This is a genomic window from Mesorhizobium sp. M4A.F.Ca.ET.020.02.1.1 (assembly GCF_004022645.1).
Lineage (GTDB): Bacteria > Pseudomonadota > Alphaproteobacteria > Rhizobiales > Rhizobiaceae > Mesorhizobium.
On sequence record NZ_RZOI01000894.1, the window covers coordinates 1 to 2,141 of the forward strand.

Below are 2,141 nucleotides of genomic sequence, written 5' to 3' on the forward strand. Positions count from 1 at the left end.
GATGAAGGGAGCGTGGCCGCCCAACTCCATCGTCGAACGCTTCACGTGGCGGGCGGCGAGCGAGCCGAGATGTCGTCCGACGGGCACGGAACCGGTAAACGAGACTTTCCGAATGACTGGTGACGGGATGAGGTATTCCGAGATCTCCGCCGGAACTCCGAAAACAAGGTTGACCACGCCAGCCGGCACACCGGCATCCGCAAAGCAGCGCACCAACTCCATTGTCGAGGTTGGGGTCTCCTCCGGCGCCTTTGCAACGATGGAACAGCCGGCGGCAAGCGCCGCAGCGATCTTGCGCACGAGCTGGGTGACTGGGAAATTCCACGGGCTGAAACCCGCCACCGGACCCACCGGTTCTTTCACCACGGTCTGGGTGATATCGGGACCCCGGCCCGGGATAACGCGACCATAGGCGCGCCTCCCCTCCTCGGCATTCCAGTCGATGTGATCGGCTGCGATCACAGCCTCAAGACGGGCCTCTGCGATGGGCTTGCCCATTTCCCGGCTGATCGCGGTCGCGACCATCTCGTGCCGTTCCCGCAGCAGCGTCGCTGCCTTGCGGATGATTGCCGAGCGATCGAAGGCGCTCTTGTCGCGCCACAGCTTGAAACCGCGTTGGGCGGCGTCGAGAGCACGGTCGAGATCGGCGGCTTCGGCGAATGGCACTTCGCCGATCGATGCGCCGGTGGCCGGGTCGAAAACAGGCGCGGACCGCGTGCCGGAGCCACGCGTCCATTCGCCGTCGATGTAGAGAGAAGCGGTCATGAGGACCTCCTGCGGGAAGCTACGAATCAGGCGGCGGCGATGGCGGGTTTGCCGCTACGCAAGGTGGACTGGATCAGGTCGAGACCGGATTCCATCTTGTCGATGATCTCCGTGACTTCGGCTCTGCTGATGATCAAAGGCGGGCTGAGTGCGATCGTGTCGTTGGGGCAGGAGCGCAGGATCACGCCGTTTGCTTCGCAAAGGCGCACCAGCGTCGGCCCGATCTTGTCGGCGGCGTCGAAATTGCGTCGCTCCGCCTTGTCCGCGACGATCTCGACCCCGGCGATCAGCCCGGCACCGCGAATATCGCCGACGAGTGGATGATCGGCCAGGCGGCGCTTGAGTTCCGACTGAAGAAACTCGCCCGTCTCGGCCGCCTTGGCGATGATGTTCTCTTCATCGTAGATTTTGAGGGTCTCGAGCGCGACCGCGGCCGGAACGGGATGTCCCGAATAGGTGAACCCGTGGCCGAACGTGCCGATGGCATGCGTTTCCTGCGCAACCGCATCGAAAACCTTCCTGCCGATCAGCACGGCGCTGATCGGCAGGAAGGCAGCCGAGAGAGCCTTGGCGCAGGTCAGGATATCCGGCTCGATGCCGACGGTTTGCGAGCCCCAGTAGGAGCCCGTGCGGCCGAAGCCGCAGATCACCTCGTCCGCCACCACCAGCACGTCATGACGACGCAGCACCGCCTGGATCTTCTCGTAGTAGGTGGGTGGCGGCACGATGACACCGCCGCCGCCCATGATCGGCTCCATGAACATCGCCGCGACGCTTTCCCGACCTTCGGCAAGGATCAGGTCATCGAGTTCCTTGGCGCAGCGGGTGGCAAAGTCCTCCTCGCTCTCGCCAGGCAAGCCGTTGTGATAGAACAGCGGCGTCTGTACATGGTGAAACCGCGCCAGCGGCACGTCGAATGATGTGTGGTTCACGACCTGGCCGGTAACGGAGGCGGTCGCCAAGGTGATGCCGTGATAGCCGCGCACCCGGCCGATGATCTTTTTCTTCTCGGGCCGCTTGAGAGCGTTGTTGTAGTACCAGATCAGCTTGATGGCGGTGTCGTTGGCCTCGGAGCCGGAATTGGCGAGGAACACCTTGCTCATCGGCGATGGTGCCAGTTGAATGAGGCGCTCCGACAGATCGACGAGCGGCTGGTTCGTCTTGCCCGTGAAGGCATGATAGAAAGGCAGCTTGCGCATTTGTTCATATGCCGCCCGCGCCAGGCGCTCATTGTCGAAGCCCAGCGAGGCGCACCAAAGGCCGGCGACCGCATCGATGAAGGATCTGCCCTCCTCATCGAAGACGCGCACACCCTTGCCGCGTGTCACCACAAAGGGCTCGACGTTGGCGAGCGGGTCGACGAAAGGGTGTAGGGC

At 63.4% G+C, this 2,141-nt stretch carries 2 protein-coding genes; both read right to left on the minus strand.

Annotated elements, in window-relative coordinates:
- The coding region (locus EN742_RS32685; protein ID WP_128333757.1) for an aldehyde dehydrogenase family protein at positions 1 to 765 on the minus strand (765 nt) is incomplete at its 3' end.
- A 26-nt stretch (positions 766 to 791) separates the two neighbouring features.
- Positions 792 to 2,141, minus strand: a 1,350-nt coding sequence (locus tag EN742_RS32690) for an aminotransferase (protein ID WP_128333758.1), incomplete at its 5' end; no start/stop codon positions are given.